This is a genomic window from Nocardioides sp. Root1257, from assembly GCF_001425175.1.
Lineage (GTDB): Bacteria > Actinomycetota > Actinomycetes > Propionibacteriales > Nocardioidaceae > Nocardioides.
Map to the genome: position 1 here is coordinate 22,315 of NZ_LMDV01000002.1, position 15,128 is coordinate 37,442.

15 protein-coding genes are annotated in these 15,128 nt (G+C 72.7%); 7 read left to right on the top strand and 8 right to left on the bottom strand.

What is annotated here, in order from left to right; genetic code table 11:
* Positions 1-9 precede the first annotated feature (9 nt).
* From ASC77_RS06090 to ASC77_RS06105, 4 genes are read left to right on the top strand one after another with little or no spacing between them, the layout of a single operon-like run.
* Positions 10-915: a metal ABC transporter substrate-binding protein gene (locus tag ASC77_RS06090; RefSeq protein ID WP_056150054.1), complete on the top strand. Its 906-nt coding sequence runs from the start codon at positions 10-12 to the stop codon at positions 913-915.
* A complete protein-coding gene (locus ASC77_RS06095) occupies positions 912-1,706 on the top strand; it encodes a metal ABC transporter ATP-binding protein (RefSeq protein ID WP_082574514.1) in 795 nt (264 codons plus the stop codon). Before ASC77_RS06090 ends, ASC77_RS06095 begins: the two co-directional genes overlap by 4 nt.
* The gene (locus ASC77_RS06100) at positions 1,699-2,703 is read left to right on the top strand and encodes a metal ABC transporter permease (RefSeq protein WP_082574515.1); all 1,005 of its coding nucleotides are present in this window, start codon (positions 1,699-1,701) and stop codon (positions 2,701-2,703) included. Before ASC77_RS06095 ends, ASC77_RS06100 begins: the two co-directional genes overlap by 8 nt.
* Positions 2,690-3,103 (top strand): Fur family transcriptional regulator, encoded by a 414-nt coding sequence (locus tag ASC77_RS06105; RefSeq protein WP_056150062.1) that lies wholly within the window; start codon positions 2,690-2,692, stop codon positions 3,101-3,103. Before ASC77_RS06100 ends, ASC77_RS06105 begins: the two co-directional genes overlap by 14 nt.
* Before the next feature lie 14 nt (positions 3,104-3,117).
* On the opposite strand, the gene ASC77_RS06110 is transcribed toward ASC77_RS06105, so the two are convergent.
* Together ASC77_RS06110 and ASC77_RS26915 are read right to left on the bottom strand one after the other, a co-directional pair.
* The gene (locus tag ASC77_RS06110; protein WP_056150065.1) at positions 3,118-3,729 is read right to left on the bottom strand and encodes a hypothetical protein; all 612 of its coding nucleotides are present in this window, start codon (positions 3,727-3,729) and stop codon (positions 3,118-3,120) included.
* Between the two features lie 29 nt (positions 3,730-3,758).
* A complete protein-coding gene (locus ASC77_RS26915) occupies positions 3,759-4,349 on the bottom strand; it encodes an RNA polymerase sigma factor (protein ID WP_056150067.1) in 591 nt (196 codons plus the stop codon).
* A 103-nt stretch (positions 4,350-4,452) separates the two neighbouring features.
* On the opposite strand from ASC77_RS26915, the gene ASC77_RS26920 reads away from it, so the two are divergent.
* Complete coding sequence (locus tag ASC77_RS26920; RefSeq protein WP_056150070.1) at positions 4,453-4,986, top strand: hypothetical protein; 534 nt, start codon at positions 4,453-4,455, stop codon at positions 4,984-4,986.
* A gap of 85 nt (positions 4,987-5,071) precedes the next feature.
* Here the strand turns inward: ASC77_RS26920 and ASC77_RS06125 are convergent, their stop codons facing one another.
* From ASC77_RS06125 to ASC77_RS06140, 4 genes are read right to left on the bottom strand one after another with little or no spacing between them, the layout of a single operon-like run.
* On the bottom strand, positions 5,072-6,643 hold the full coding sequence (locus tag ASC77_RS06125; RefSeq protein WP_056150072.1) for a sensor histidine kinase: 1,572 nt from the start codon (positions 6,641-6,643) through the stop codon (positions 5,072-5,074).
* On the bottom strand, positions 6,640-7,428 hold the full coding sequence (locus tag ASC77_RS06130) for an isoprenyl transferase (RefSeq protein ID WP_414813161.1): 789 nt from the start codon (positions 7,426-7,428) through the stop codon (positions 6,640-6,642). The genes ASC77_RS06125 and ASC77_RS06130 overlap by 4 nt, the downstream gene beginning before the upstream one ends.
* Positions 7,429-7,443: 15 nt before the next feature.
* Entirely contained in the window at positions 7,444-9,114 is a 1,671-nt protein-coding gene (locus tag ASC77_RS06135) for an ATP-binding protein (protein ID WP_056150078.1), read from the bottom strand.
* Positions 9,111-10,733: a sensor histidine kinase gene (locus ASC77_RS06140; protein ID WP_162249798.1), complete on the bottom strand. Its 1,623-nt coding sequence runs from the start codon at positions 10,731-10,733 to the stop codon at positions 9,111-9,113. The genes ASC77_RS06135 and ASC77_RS06140 overlap by 4 nt, the downstream gene beginning before the upstream one ends.
* Positions 10,734-10,852: 119 nt before the next feature.
* On the opposite strand from ASC77_RS06140, the gene ASC77_RS06145 reads away from it, so the two are divergent.
* Positions 10,853-12,337, top strand: coding sequence for an ArnT family glycosyltransferase (locus tag ASC77_RS06145; RefSeq protein ID WP_056150084.1), 1,485 nt, complete (start codon positions 10,853-10,855; stop codon positions 12,335-12,337).
* A gap of 37 nt (positions 12,338-12,374) precedes the next feature.
* Positions 12,375-13,262, top strand: a complete 888-nt coding sequence (locus ASC77_RS06150; protein ID WP_056150089.1) for a glycosyltransferase family 2 protein — start codon at positions 12,375-12,377, stop codon at positions 13,260-13,262.
* On the opposite strand, the gene ASC77_RS06155 is transcribed toward ASC77_RS06150, so the two are convergent.
* Both ASC77_RS06155 and ASC77_RS06160 read right to left on the bottom strand, forming a co-directional pair.
* Positions 13,259-14,005, bottom strand: a complete 747-nt coding sequence (locus ASC77_RS06155; protein WP_056150092.1) for a class I SAM-dependent methyltransferase — start codon at positions 14,003-14,005, stop codon at positions 13,259-13,261. The two genes, ASC77_RS06150 and ASC77_RS06155, sit on opposite strands and share 4 nt — an antisense overlap.
* Positions 14,002-15,114, bottom strand: coding sequence for a glycosyltransferase family 4 protein (locus ASC77_RS06160; RefSeq protein ID WP_056150430.1), 1,113 nt, complete (start codon positions 15,112-15,114; stop codon positions 14,002-14,004). The genes ASC77_RS06155 and ASC77_RS06160 overlap by 4 nt, the downstream gene beginning before the upstream one ends.
* Positions 15,115-15,128: the final 14 nt, after the last annotated feature.

Consider the following 15,128-nt stretch of genomic DNA (forward strand, 5'->3'; position numbering starts at 1 on the left):
ATCGTTCTCATGAACAGACTCGCCGTCGCGGCCTCCGTCGTCACCCTGCTCAGCCCGGTCGTCCTGGGCGGGTGCTCGGCGTTCACCGATGACTCGGTCGGGCTCGACAACGGCCTGCAGGTCGCGGCGGCGTTCTACCCCCTCCAGTACGTCGCGGGCCGGGTCGCCGGCGACCACGCCGACGTCGAGAACCTCACGGCACCGGGCGGCGAGCCGCACGACCTGGAGCTCACGGTCGCCGAGACCGCGCGGGTCGCGCAGGCCGACCTCGTCGTCTACCAGCGCGGCTTCCAGCCGTCCGTCGACGGAGCGGTCGACGAGAACGCCGCCGGCGATGTGCTCGACGTCGCGAAGGTCGTCGACCTGGTGCCGTTCCGCGACCACGGCGTCGACTCCGACGAGCTCGACCCGCACTTCTGGCAGGACCCGCTGCTGCTGGCCGACGTCGGCGACGCGGTCGCCGACCAGCTCAGCAAGGTCGACCCGGACAACGCCGACGACTACGAGGCGAACGCCGCGGCCCTCCGTGCCGACCTGGAGAAGGTCGACCAGGAGTACGCCGACGGGCTGACCGGCTGCGAGCGCGACACCATCGTGGTCAGCCACGACGCCTTCGGCTACCTGCAGCGCTACGGCGTGACGATGGAGGCGATCCTCGGCCTCTCCCCCGATTCCGAGCCGACGCCGGCCGACCTGGCCCGGCTGCAGGACCTGATCCGGACCGCAGGGATCACCACGGTCTTCAGCGAGACGCTCGCGAGCCCCAAGACCGCGGAGACCCTCGCCGACGACATGGGCGTGAAGAGCGAGGTGCTCGACCCGATCGAGGGCCTGAGCGACCGGACCGAGGACCAGGACTACCTTTCCCTCATGCGCTCCAACCTGTCCGCCCTCGAGGAGGCGAACGGCTGTTGAGCTCGTCCGTGGTGGAACTCAGCAACGGTGCGGTCGCGATCACCGGCCGCCCGATCCTGCGCGGCATCGACCTCACCGTGCGGTCCGGGGAGTTCGTCGCCCTGATGGGCGCCAACGGCTCCGGCAAGTCCACGCTGGTCCGGGCCCTCACCGGTCTGCGCCCGCTGGCCTCCGGGTCGCTCAGCCTCTTCGGCACGCCGCTCGCCGACTTCCACGACTGGCGGCGGATCGGGTTCGTCCCGCAGCGCGGGGGCGCTGGGTCCGGCGTACCGGCGTCGGTGTGGGAGGTCGTGGCGTCCGGCCGCCTCACCCACCGGCGGCTGATGCGACCGCTCGGCCGCCGCGACCGTGCGGCGATCTCCGAGGCCCTCGAGGTCGTCGGTCTCGCGCACCGCGCCCGGGAGGGCGTCTCGACGCTCTCCGGCGGGCAGCAGCAGCGGGTGCTGATCGCGCGGGCGCTGGCCGGCGAGCCCGAGCTGTTCTTCCTCGACGAGCCGACCGCGGGCGTCGACCTGCCCAACCAGCAGGTCCTCGCCGACTCCCTCGAGACGCTCTCGGAGCGCGGCTCGACCATCGTGCTGGTCGCCCACGAGCTCGGCCCGATGGCTCCGCTCATCGACCGTGCGGTGGTGATGCGCGACGGACGGGTGGCGTACGACGGGCCGCCGCTCACCAGCCACGAGGTCTACGAGACCGACCACGGCCACCACCACGCCGTCCACGTGCGGCACGACCACGCACCGCACGTCTCCTCGCCGCTGGACTCGCGTGAGGGGATGGCCCATGAGTGACTACCTGCACCTGCTCGGGCTGCCGTTCATGCAGCGCGCGATCCTGGCGGCGGTCTTCACCGGAATCGCGGCCCCGGCGATCGGCACCTACCTGGTGCAGCGGCGGCTCGCGCTGATGGGCGACGGGATCGGCCACGTCGCCGTCACCGGTGTCGCCCTCGGCCTGCTCACGGGCACGACCCCCACCTGGACCGCGGTCGTGGTCGCCGTGATCGGCGCGGTCGTGATCGAGCTGATCCGGGAGCGCGGCCACGCCAACGGCGACGTCGCGCTCGCCCTGCTCTTCTACGGGGGTCTCGCGGGCGGCGTGCTGATCACCGGCATCGCCGGGCAGAGCGGCTCCCGCCTGCAGACCTTCCTCTTCGGCTCGATCACCACGATCTCGGTCAGCGACGTCATCGTCACGATGATCCTGGCCGCGGTGGTCATCGTGATCTGCGTCGGGCTCTCGCCGCAGCTGTTCGCGGTGTCGCACGACGAGGAGTTCGCCCGGGTCGCGGGCCTCAACATCCGCTTCTACAACATCCTGGTCGCCGTGCTGGCCGCCGTCAGCGTGACCGTCGCGATGCGCACGGTCGGGCTGCTGCTGGTCTCCGCGCTCATGGTCGTGCCAGTCGCGACGTCGCAGCAGCTGACCCGGACGTTCCGGACCACGCTGGGCGCCGCGATGCTGATCGGTCCGCTGGCGTCGGTCGGCGGGCTGCTGATCTCGGCGTACCCCACCGAGGTACGCGTGGCGCCGGGCGCGACCATCGTGCTGCTGGCCCTTGCCTTCTTCGTCGTCGCGTGGCCGGTCGGCGTGCTCCTGCGGGCACGCCGCCGGATGCGTCAGCCCTTCCCGGTCGTGCAGGTCTCGCCGCACGAGGTGATCGACGAGCACCCGCACGACCACGGCAAGGACTGCGGCCACGTCGCCGTCCCCCACGGAGACCACGTCGACTACGTCCACGGCGGGCACCGGCACGCCGTACACGGTGAGCACTATGACGAGCACTGAGAAGGCGAACGCCGAGAAGTCGAGCCTGCGACCCACGCGGCAGCGGCTCGCCGTGATGGAGGCGATGGCGTCCTTCGGCGACTTCCGCTCCGCGCAGGACATCCACGAGCTGCTCGGCGAGCGTGGTGAGCAGGTCGGGCTCGCCACCGTCTACCGCACGCTGCAGCGGCTGGCCGACGCCGGCGAGGTCGACGTGCTGCGCACCGAGGACGGCGAGGCGATCTACCGCCGGTGCTCCGACAGCCATCACCACCACCTGGTGTGCCGCTCCTGCGGCGCGACGGTCGAGGTCGAGGGACCGACCGTCGAGCGCTGGACCAGCAGCATCGCCGCCGAGCACGGGTACGCCGACGTCAGCCACGCGCTGGAGATCTTCGGGACCTGCCCGCGCTGCCGCTGACGCCGGCGTACGGCTCAGCCGAGCCGGAGCACCTCCAGGATCCGGTTGAGCACGGCGACCAGCTGGCCGAGCGCGCCGAGCCCGTCGAGCAGCCCGGTCACCGCGCAGAGCAGGTTGCCGAGGAGGTTGCCGGCCCCGGTGGCCGCGAGGATGGTGAGCACGACCCGGTCGAGGTGTACCCGGAGCCCGAGCAGGTCCAGGTCGAGCGGCGCGAGCACCAGGTTGAGGATGCTGCAGGTCGCCCGGGCGGCGGCGCGGTCACCGGCCCGTGCCGGCGCGCCGTTGATCGACTTCACGCGCACCGTCTTCAGCTGGGCGAACCTGCTGGTCGATCCGTTGCGCTCGTGCACGACGCCCTGGACCAGGCCGCGGACGAACACCTTGCCGTCGTGACGGGTGAACCGGAGCGGGACGAACGAGCCGGTCACCGGGCGGCCGCTGCTGGTCTGGCCGACCAGCCGCGAGGTGAGCTTGCCGGCAGCCGTCTGGGCGACGGGTGCCTTCGCGGCCGGAGCCGACGACCGGGCGTTCGACGCGTCGGCGGCCTGGAAGCCGACCAGGCAGAGCGCGAGGGCGAGGACGACGGCGGTGAGCCGGCCGGTGGGTGAAGCGAAGAGCTTGGACATGGGTTTCCTCCCGAGAGCGTGTCTTTCCCTCACATGCCTTCTGCGCTCCGAGGCGTTACATCGCCCGCCGACGCACCCGCCGCCAACCGTTGCCGCAGCCGGCGCAGCCCGCGGTGGTGTGCGACCCGGACGGCCGTCGTGCTGATGCCCAGGGCGCGGCTCGTCGTGGCGACGTCGAGGCCGACGACGTCGATGCACGCGACCACCTGGGCCTCGCGCTCGGGAAGCGTGCGCACCAGGCGGCGAGCCAGGTCGTCGCCTGCGACCCGGGGCGCCGGGTCGGTGGATCCGCTGCCTGAGACCTCCAGCAGCTCGGGCCCGAGCGCCGTCGTACGACGGGTGCGGGACGCGCGATGGCTGTGGCGGGAGACGTTGCGGGCGATCCCGAAGAGCCACCCGGCGAAGTCGTGGCGGTCGCCCTCGAAGTCGGCCACCCGCCGGGCCGCGATCAGCCACGCCTCGGCCGCGATGTCCTCGGCGTCGGCCGACGGATCGGGGTGGTGCACGTGCCGCAGCCAGATCACGAGGCGCTCGGCGTGGTCGCCGTACAGCTCCGCCCAGGCCGCCTCGTCGCCCGTGCGAGCGCGCGCGACCAGCTCGTCTCCCTCAACGCGCACCATCAGCTGCCAGCCTCCCGAGCAGGCCCCCCGCTCCGGACTGTGCCCACCCGGGACGCGAGTCACCCGTGCCCCGGGCAGCGGAGTTCCGTGACATCGTCGGGTCATGGCCCGTCCCCGGTCTCGTCGGCAGCTCCGCCGCGACCTCCGCGCGGACACCTCCCGGCGCCGTACGGACCCCGAGGTCACTGCGCGCCTCGCCGCCGAGGCCGCGGAGTCCGAGCCCACGCCGTCGGCCGCACGGCGGCCGAGGGTGGCGATCGCGGTCGCCTCCGTGGTCGTGGTGGTCCTCGCGACGCTCGGCATCGCCGCCGCCACCGATGCCTCCTGGGCGCCCTGGTCCCCCGACGATCCCGCACCGACCTCGCCGCCCACCCCGCCGCCCTCACAGCCGGCCGAGTCTCCGAGCACGCCGCTCACCCCGTCGCCCAGTGAGCCGACCGAGACGCCGACCCCACGCAGCACGCCGCCGAGCCCGACGACGAGCGCCCCGGCGCCGACGAGGACGCCGTCGCCCTCCCCGTCGGCGCGCGGGACCAGCCCGACCGCCCTCCCGACCGTGCCCTCACTGCCTCTCTCGGGTTCGGCGACGCTGCCGCCGCTGCCGACCGACTCGCTCCCCGTCGTCGGCGTCGGCTGAGTCGTCGCGCCGATCGCGGCTCGCGGCCACCCGTCCGGGGTTTCGAGACAGGCGCTAGCGCGCCTTCCTCAACCACCGCCTCGAGCTAGCGCGGCATCCGGACCCGGAAGACGCTGCCCTGGCCGACGGCGCTGACGACGTCGATGCGGCCGCCGTGGCTCTCGACGATGTCCTTCGTGATGCTGAGGCCGAGACCGGCGCCGGCGACGGCGCGGCGGGCGGCGTCCTTGGTGCGGAAGAAGCGGGTGAAGAGGCGCTCACAGTCGTCGGGGGCGATGCCGATGCCGGTGTCGGCGACCTGGACCTCGACCCAGTCGCCGTCGGTGCCGAGCTGGACGGTGACGCGGCCGCCGGGCTCGGTGTACTTGATGGCGTTGGAGACCAGGTTGTCGACGACCTGCGCGATCCGCTGCGCGTCCATGCTCATGGGCAGGCGCGGCGGTGCCGACAGGACCAGCTCGATGCCGGCGCTGTCGGCGACCGGGCGGGCCGCCTCGACCGAGTCGAGGACGATGCCCGCGAGGTCCGACGGGGAGCGGGTGATGGGCATCGGGCTGCCGTCGCGCTGCGCGGTGTCGAGCAGGTCGCCGATCAGGCGCCGGAGTCGTTCCGCGTTGCGGTGCACGACGTGGAGCTGCTCGACGGCGTGCGGCGGCATCGTGCTGTCCTCCTCGAGCAGCTGCACGTAGCCGACGATCGAGGTCAACGGCGTACGCAGCTCGTGCGAGACCAGCGCCACGAACTCGTCCTTGACCTGCAGTGCCCGCATGAAGTCGGTGACGTCGGTGTAGGCGAGGGCGGCCCCGGCGAAGGCGCCGTCCTCGCTGCGCACGGTCCGGGCCGAGACCGACAGGGCGCGACGGGCCGCCGGGTCCTCGCCGATCCACATGCGTACGTCGTCGAACTCCTCGCCCAGGCTGGCGCGATGGGCCGGCATCCGGTCCGAGGCCATCAGGGTCCGGGCATCGACGTCGAAGACCTCGCCCAGCTGTCCCGCCTGGCCGGAGTGCCCCTGCGGGTAGCCGAGGGCCATGAACTCCTGGTGGCGACGGTTCATGCCGACGTAGTGCCCGTCGCGGTCGAGGAGGAGCAGACCGACGTCGACGGTGTCGAAGATCGCCTGGCTGACCCGGCGCTGGTGCTCGATGGTGCCCGAGTGGACGCGGACCTGCTCCATGCCGTCGGCGATCGCAAGCGCCGTGACCACGACGACGAGCGCGATGAAGAGGACCCGCGGGACCATGACCGAGTCGCCCTCGCTGTAGATCAGCCCGGGGACGACCAGGAAGAGGACGGTCGCCACACCGGCGATGACCGCGCCGAACCGGCCGAACTGCCGACCGAGCCACAGCGCGGGGAAGACGGCGAGCAGGCCGTTCCCGCCCTCGGGAGCCAGGCGGGTCACTCCGACCACGGCGATCGAGCCGACCGGCAGGACCAGCGTCAGCCGCGGGTCGAGCCGGTCCCACGGGACCAGCACGCCGAGCACGAGGAGGACCACCGCACCGACCAGTCCCAGTCCGGGCCCCGAGAGCACGTCGAACCGGGAGCCGGCGATCACCCGGAAGGCGACGTCGATCCCGTAGAGCACGGTGAACACGACCTGGAACCGGCCGGGGTCGGCCATCCAGGCCAGCGACCAGCCCCGTCGGCTCACTGGACCGCTCCGCCGTACCTGCGGTCGCGGCGCGCGTACAGGTCGATGGCCTGCCACAGGTGCCGGCGGTCGACGTCGGGCCAGAGCACGTCGGTGAACACCAGCTCGGAGTAGGCCGCCTGCCAAAGCATGAAGTTGGACAGGCGCTGCTCCCCCGACGTCCTCCAGATCAGGTCGGCGTCGGACTGCTCCGGGACGTACAGGTGTCGCGCGAAGGTCTTCTCGTCGACCTTCTCCGGGTCCAGCCGGCCGGCCGCGACCTCGCGGGCGATGCTGCGGGCCGTGTCGGCGAGCTCGGCGCGTCCGCCGTAGTTGACGCACATGGTGAGCGTCAGGACGTCGTTCTTCTTCGTCAGCTCCTCGGCGACCTGGAGCTCGCGGATCACCGACTTCCACAGTCGCGGCGCCCGGCCGGCCCAGCGCACCCGGACGCCGAGCTCGTGCATCTCGTCGCGGCGCCGCCGGATCACGTCGCGGTTGAAGCCCATGAGGAACTTCACCTCGTCCGGCGAGCGGGTCCAGTTCTCGGTCGAGAACGCGTACGCCGAGATCGCCTTGACGCCGATCTCGATGGCACCCTCGACGACGTCGAAGAGGGAGTGCTCCCCCTGCTCGTGACCTTTGGTGCGGGGCAGGCCGCGCTCCTTGGCCCAGCGACCGTTGCCGTCCATGACCACGGCGACGTGCCGCGGGACCAGGTCCTTCGGGATCGCCGGGGGCCGAGCGCCCGAGGGATGTGGAGTGGGCTGGCGGACGGAGCGCTTCACGGGGTGGAGCCTAGTCACGCCGTCCGGTGGAGATCAGGAAGCGAGACGGATGACCTGCAGGGGAAGCACGACGCGGAACTCGCTGCCCCGACCCAGCTCGCTGTCGACCTCGATCACGCCGCCGTGCCCCTCGATGATCTGCTTCGTGATCGCGAGCCCCAGCCCGACGCCGCGGATGGCCTGGTCCGCGGCCTGCTGGGTCCGGAAGAACCGGTTGAAGACCTGGTCGAGGTCGTCGGGCGCGATGCCCATCCCGGTGTCGCGCACCAGCAGCTCCACCGCGTCCGTGCGCTCGTCGAGCGTGACGTGGACCGAGCCGCCGCGCGGCGTGTACTTGATCGCGTTGGAGACGAGGTTGTCGACGACCTGGGCGAGCCGCACCTGGTCACCGACCAGGCCCGCCTGCGTCGGCAGGTCCGCCTCCAGCACGATCCCCGCATCGGCCGCGTGCGGGCGGGCGGACGCGATCGACTCGGCGACGATGCTCGCGAGGTCGACCGGTCCGGGATCGAGGCTGAGCCCGTTGCTCGTGACCTGGGCGGCCTCCAGCAGGTCGTCGACCAGGATCCGCAGGCGGTCGGCGCTGCGGGCCACGACGCCGATCTGCTTGAGGGCGATCTCGGGCAGGTCCTCACGCTCGTGGAGCATGCTGACGTAGCCGTAGATCGAGGTCAGCGGGGTCCGCAGCTCGTGCGAGACCAGCCCGATGAACTCGTCCTTCACCGCCAGCGCACGCATCAGGTCGGTGACGTCCGTGCCGGCGAGGGCCGCGCCGATGAAGTCACCGGCCTCGCCCTCGGCGTGCCGGGCGGAGACCGACACGGCCCGCCGGGTGCGCGGATCGTTGCCCGACCACATCAGGAAGTCGTCGAACTCCTCCCCACGGGCCGCGCGCGAGCTGGGGACCTCGTCGGCGCTCAGTGGGGTCACCCCGTCGGCGGCGAAGCAGTGGCCCGGCCACTCCAGGTCGGTCCCGTCCGGGAGGCTGAGCGAGACGAACTCGCCGTACCGGTGGTTCATGGCCAGGAGCTCGCCGTCGCGGTCGAGCAGCATCAGCCCGACGCCGGCGGCGTCGAAGATCGCCTGCGACGTGTGCTGGTGGGCCTTGATCGTCTCGAGCGCGCGGGCCAGCTCGGACTCGCCGCGCTCGGCGCGGGCCTGCGCCGAGCGCGCGACCTCGAGCCCTGCGGAGATCGCGAGCGAGCTGACGCCGGCGATCAGCGGGATCATCACGAGGTAGGTCAGTCCGGCGCCGCGCGGCCCGTGGTAGGTCAGGCCCGGGACGGTGACCAGCACCAGCGAGGCGACGACCGCGACCAGGGCGCCCCACTCGCCGTACCGGCGACCCAGCCAGAGCGCCGGCAGCACGACCAGCAGGCCCAGCCCGCCGTCCTCGTTGCTGAGCAGGGCCACCCCGACCACGCCGATGTCGAGGATCGCGATCACCGAGATCGACGTACGGCGCCGGGCGCCCGGGACGCACCACGAGAGGACCGTCAGCAGCGCCGAGAGCACGACGGCCCGCACCACCCAGCTCTCCCAGGAGAGCGCGATCCCGCCGACGACCCGCAGGCCCGCCTCTGCGGCGAGCAGGACCGTGAACCCCAGCTGGAGGATGCGCGGGTCGGGCTCGCCACGGAGCCACACCAGCCGCCACACGGCGGCAGCCGCGGCCCGGGACATGCCCGACCCGAACGCCTTCACGACGCCATCCGCTCGGCCGGCAGCGGCAGCACGATCCGGAACTCGCTGCCCTGGCCCAGCTCGCTGTCCACCTCGATCAGGCCGCCGTGGCTCTCCACGATCGACTTGCTGATCGAGAGCCCGAGACCGACCCCCTGGATGGCGCTCAGCGTCGCCTCCCGGGTCCGGAAGAAGCGGGTGAACAGCTGGCCCTGGTCCTCGCGCTTGATCCCGATGCCGGTGTCGCGCACCCGGATGACGGCGCAGGCCCCGTCGACGGCCGCGTGCACGTGCGCGTGACCGCCGGGGCCGGTGTACTTGATCGCGTTCGAGACCAGGTTGTCGACGACCTGCCCCAGGCGCTGCGGGTCGCCGGTGAAGGCGATCGTGTCGGGGGCGTCCACGTCGAGGTGGACGCCGGCGCGGGTGGCGCTCGGCCGCGCGGCGACCACGGACTCCCGCACGATCACGGCGAGGTCCGTCCCCTGCTCCTGCAGCGGCACCGGCCGGCCGGAGTGCTGGACCTCCTCGAGCAGGTCGCCGACCAGCCGCTCGAGGCGCTGGCCGTTGCGGGCGACGGCCTCGAGGTGCTTGCGCAGCAACGGGTCGAGGTCGGTGCGCTCGAGCGCGACCGAGACGTAGCCGACGATCGAGGTCAGCGGCGTGCGCAGCTCGTGCGAGACCAGGGCGATGAAGTCGTCCTTCACCTGGAGCGCGCGCATGAAGTCCGTGACGTCCGTGTAGGAGACCGCAGCACCGACGAGCTCGCCGTTCGGGTCCTCGACCCGGCGGGCGGAGATCGACATCGCGCGGCGCGACTGCTCGTCGGCGCCGATCCAGACCCGGACGTCGTCGAACTCCTCGCCCCTGCGGGCGCGGGCCGTCGGGACGTCGTCGATCAGGAGCTGCGTCGTACCGCACTCGTCGTAGACCTGCGGGTCGCTGAGGTCGCCCGCGGGGTAGGCCAGGTCGGAGAACTCCGCCAGCCGGTGGTTGAGCAGCAGCGGCTGGCCGTTGCGGTCGAGCAGCGCCAGGCCGACGTCGACGGCCTCGAAGATGGCGTACGCCGAGCGGCGGTTGCGCTCGATGACCTCCAGCGCGGCCTCGAGCTCGGTCTCCCGCGCCTCGGCCCGGACCTGGGCGGCGTTGGCAGCGGTGAGGGCCGCGTTGGTCGCGAAGGCCCCGAACCCCGCCAGGGCCGGGAGCACGAGCAGACGCTCGACCGTGACGATGTCGGCGCCGTGCGAGAGGACGCCCGGGACGGTGATGAAGGCGACCGTCGACGCCGTCGCGAGAGCCGCACCTCGCAGGCCCAGCTCGAGCCCGAGCCAGATCGCGGGGAGCACGACCAGCGGGGAGGCCGCGTCGAAGTCGGAGCCCTGGGCCAACGCGCCGAGCGCGCCGATGTGCACGACCGCGAGTCCCCGGGCGAGCGTCGTCACCCGGGAGGCGGGCACGGCCAGCACGACCGCGGCGCCGACCACGGACAGGGCGACCCCGGCGACCGGCCACGACAGCAGGGCGACCGGCCCCTCGCCGCGCACCCGGAGCCCGAGTGCGGCGAGCAGGATGAGCGTGAACGACGACTGGAGCACCCGTGGATCGGGCTCCCCTGCGTTCCAGAGCAGATGGGTGATCACCCACCTGCACCGTTGAGTCCAGCCCCGCACCTGGCCCTCCCTACCCACCTGTCGGCGAGACGATCGGCACATCGCCGCCGGATCTGAGGTCTGTGTGGTGCGGTGATACTTTTCGCGCCATGACGACGTCGGCTGCTCCTGAGGCCCCGTCGACCGACAGCACCGACCGCCGCCTCGACCGCCTCGGGTGGCTGGGCGTCGGGATCATCACGGCGATCGTCGGCCTCAGCTGGCTCCCCGTGCTCGACGCGTCCTGGGGCAACAACCACGAGGGGCGGGTCTTCGCCCGGCTGGCCCTGCAGGTGCGCAACCTGCACGAGCTGGGCATCCGGGGGTCCGACTTCGGCACCAGCTGGGTGCCGTACGCCTCGCACGCCTATGCCCACCACCCGCCGATGGCCGACCTGCTCTCCCAGCTGGTCGGCGCCCTGCCGGGCGAGACCGAGTGGCAGGTCCGGCTGGCGCCGTACCTCCTGGGCGTGCTCGCACTCCCCTCGGCCGCGTGGTTGCTCCGCGAGCTCAGCGTGCGGTGGGCGCCGACGCTGCTCGCGGTGGGGCTGCTGGCGAGCTGCGGCCTCTACTGGGTCTACGGACGCATCGTGTGGGACCTCGGTCCGGCGCTGGCGATGACCGCCGCGATCGTGGGGGTCGCGCGGCGTCCGGATCCGTCCCGACGCCGGCTCACCGTGGCCGGCCTGCTCTGCGTCTTCGCGGTCACGACCGGCTGGCTCTGCGTCGCGTTCGCGGCCGGGCTCGGTCTGTGGCTCCTGCTCCAGCGCCGGCTGAGCCGCGTCACGATCTGGATCGGCGCCTCGATGGTGCTGGGCGTCGCGATCATCCTGCTCTTCGTGGTCGGCATCGCCGGGGCGGCCGAGCTCGGCGCACAGACCACCACGCGCACCGGCAACGGCGGCCTGACCTTCGGTGAGTACCTGCGCCTCGAGGGCGGCCGGCTGCACGACCTCTTCCCGTGGTGGAGTCTGGTGCTGCTCCCCGCCGGCGTCGTCGCCGGGCTGGTACGCCGCGACACCCGCTCGCTCATGGGCGTCCTGACCCTGATCGCCCTGGGCTGGGTGCTGCTCCTGCGGCAGGGCTCGACCGTGCACGACTACTGGATGTTCTCGCTCCTCGTGCCGTTCGTGGTCGGCGTCGGCATCCTGCTCGACATGGTCTGGCAGGCGCTGCCGCGCTGGCGGGGCATCGCCGCGGGGGTCGCCGGCGCGGGCATCGCCCTGTCCTTCCCGATCATGGCGTTCGGGCACACCGGCACCAGCTACGTCTCCGACCCGCTCGACGGCGGCACCCTGGCCGAGGCGCACCCGCCGCCCCCGGGACAGGAGCGGGCATGGGAGGTCGGCACGCTCCCCGGCCGGTGGCTCGCGTACTACTGGGACCTGCCGCCGGAGGCCGTGGACCCGGCCCTGCTGCGCACGATCCCGCCCGACGACCAGGTCTTCGTCGACGGCTCCGACCTGCCCCGCTGGCTCTCCCCGTCCGTGCTCCGCCACCCCATCGCGCGGCAGGGTCACTACTACCTGGTGCGCGCCGAGGACGTACGGCGTGCGGTGCTCGCCCCGAAGGACCGGCCACCCCGCACGGACTGACGGTCGCCGCAGATTGTGTGAGAGAGTCGCTCCCGCCATGAGCCTCACTGCGACCGTCGTCCTCCCCTGCTACAACGAGGAGGGCCACGTCCTCCAGGAGATCGAGAGGATCAGCCGCGCGATGGACGCCAGCGGCCTGTCCTACGAGCTCCTGGTGATCGACGACGCCTCCACCGACCGGACCCTCGAGGTCGTGCAGTCCGTCGCGGCGACGTACCCCGCGATGCGGATCCTCCCGTTCCACCGCAACGGCGGGTCGGGTACCGCTCGTCGGATCGGCACCCGCGAGGCGCGCGGCGAGATCGTCGTCTGGACCGACGCCGACATGACCTACCCCAACGAGCGCATCCCCGAGCTCGTGCGGATGCTGCTCGACGACCCCACGATCGACCAGGTCGTCGGCGCCCGCACCGCTGAGAAGGGGACCTACAAGGCCCTCCGGGTGCCCGCGAAGTGGCTCATCCGCCGCATCGCCGAGTGGCTCAGCGGCACCAAGATCCCCGACCTCAACTCGGGTCTGCGGGCCTTCCGCCGCGAGGTGTCCCTCCCCTACCTGCGGCTGCTGCCCCCCGGCTTCTCCTGCGTGACGACGCTGACGATGTCGTTCCTGCACAACCAGCACGACATCCGCTACGAGCCCATCGACTACGCGACGCGGGCCGGCACGTCGAAGTTCCACTTCGTGCGGGACGCCTACCGCTACATCCTCCAGGTCGTGCGGATGGTCATGTACTTCAACCCGCTGAAGGTCCTGATGCCGCCGGCGCTCTGGCTGCTGCTGCTCGGCCTCGCGAAGGTCGTGTACGACGTCGTCGCCCACCCGGTGCGGATCGCCAACAACACCGTCTTCATGCTGCTCGCGGGCATGATCATCGGGTCGCTGGCCCTGCTGGCCGACCTGATCGTGCGCTCGCGCGCGGACTAGCCTGCGGTCCGGGCACGGGCCAGCAGGCCCGGCCCACCGCCCACGCCCTTGTCCTGCAGCCAGCGGAACGGCGCGGTGCCGTGCTGCGCCAGCGCCGCGTGCGGTGAGGACGTGGGCTGGAAGAGCCGGCCGCTGCCGGCGGTGCGGTCCTCGATGGACTCGTCGCCGCGCTTGGCCAGGCGCCGGCGCCCGAGCTGGTTGCGCGCCGTCTCGAGCACGTAGCCGAGCGGCCCGCTGAACTGACGGACCTCCACGTCCACGAGCCCGACGGAGCGCATCAGCTCCTCGAGCACCGGGGGGTCGTAGCGCCGGAAGTGCCCGGCCATCACGTCGGCCGCCGCGAACCGACGCGAGAAGCCGGGCACGCTCATCAGGATCGTGCCGCCCGGGCGCAGCCGCGCCACCCAGCTCTCGAGCGCCGCACGGTCGTCCTCGATGTGCTCCAGCACCTCGAACGCGCAGACCAGGTCGAACCTGCGCTCGGCGTCGAGCACCTCGACTCCCCCGTTGCGTGCCTCGCCGCTGCCACCGTCGGCCTCCAGGCGGTGGTGGGCGACCTCGAACGCCTGCCGGTCCGGCTCGACGCCGACGTACGCCGGGTAGCGCCGCGCCAGGCGCACGCCGAAGCCGCCCTGCCCGCACCCGACCTCGAGCACGTCGATGGCGGTGCGGGGCAGCGCGGACTGCACCGCTCCCCACCGCATCCAGGCGGCGGGGCTGAGCGGGGGCTCGGTGGACGTCACGCAGGCTCCTGTCGTCGGGCTCGCAGCAGCGTAGCGAGCGGGGCCACGGCTTCGCGGGGCGCGAAGTCGCGGCAGGCGGTGTCGTACGCCGCGGCGGCGGCTCGGGCCAGCTCGTCGCGGTCCTCGGCCAGCCGGACCAGGGCGTCGGTCAGCGCCTCGGCGTCACCCGGGGGGACCAGCACGGCGCCGTCCCCCAGCACTCGCCGTTGCGGGACGGTGTCGGCGGTGACGACGGCGCACCCGGCGGCCGCCCCCTGGTAGACCTTGTTGGGTACCACGCGCAGCGCCTTGGGGTTGGTACCGAAGATGCCGAGGCACACGTCGTGGGCGGCGACCAGCGCCGGGAGGTCGGCGGCCGCGACCCAGTCGAGCCAGCTGACGCGGGGCCGGTCGCCGACGAGCGCGCGGACCTCGTCGTACTCCTGCCCGGTGCCGATCATGGTCACCTCGACGGGTGTCGGGCCGTCGGCCAGGCGCGCGAGAGCCGCGCCGATCACGCGGGTGCCCTGGAGCGGGGTGTAGAGGCCGAAGAAGACGACGCGCAGCGGGCCGTCGTGCGCCGGTCGTGGCGCCGCGAACCAGGTGCGTCGGGCGCCCACCGGCACCACGACCGCCTTGGCGGCGGCCTCGGTGGAGAGCGTCCCGCGCTGCTCCTCGGTGTCGACGAGGACGATGTCGGCAGCGCCGAGCGCGGCTCGGTCCAGGCGGGCCAGCGCGCCCTGCTTGAGCCGGCTCGTCTCACCGCGGTCCCGCGCGGTGTCGGCGGCCCCGATGAGGTGGTCGAGGACGATCGGCACGTCCCGGAACAGCCGTCGGGCCAGGAGCACGTCGAAGTGGCCGAGGTAGCCGACCAGGACCGCGTCCGGCGGGCTCTCCCGGCGCAGCCTCCGGGCCGCGCGAGCCAGCGTCGTCCACCGCTGCAGCAGGCGTACGCCGAGCTGCGGCAGCAGCCACGGCCGCTGCAGGATCCGGACCCGGGCCGCCGTGCCGAGGCCCAACGGCGCGTTGCACTCGACCACCTCGAACCCGCTCTCGCGGAGCCCGTCGACGAGCACACCGACGCGGGGATGGGACTCGACGTCGTACGTCCCGAACGCGATGACCCGCACGACGCAGAACACTA